Annotated in this window: 1 protein-coding gene; it reads left to right on the top strand. The window is 56.5% G+C overall.

Annotated features, from left to right (window positions below):
* A partial coding sequence (locus J5M56_RS26475; protein ID WP_207938246.1) for an amino acid permease occupies positions 1 to 237 on the top strand: 237 nt, incomplete at both ends.

The following is a 237-nucleotide window of genomic DNA, read 5'->3' as shown; positions in this document are numbered from 1 at the left end:
TATTGCTGTTCAGCACTTTGGGCTACTTCTTCCCGATCTTCGGCGAAGGTAACACCCCCGCGGCCATCATCGCTGCATCGGTGCTGCTGTGGGCCGTGCATTTTCTGGTACTGCGCGGCATCAAGGAGGCGGCGTTCATCAACCAAGTGACCACCGTGGCCAAAATCGTGCCGTTGCTGATCTTCGTGGTCATTGCCGCTTTCGCGTTTCGCGCCGATATCTTCACGCGCGATATTT

Source organism: Pseudomonas sp. 51_B, from assembly GCF_017491595.1.
Taxonomy (GTDB): Bacteria; Pseudomonadota; Gammaproteobacteria; order Pseudomonadales; family Pseudomonadaceae; genus Aquipseudomonas; species Aquipseudomonas promysalinigenes.
This window is presented reverse-complemented; position numbering and strand designations above follow the sequence as displayed.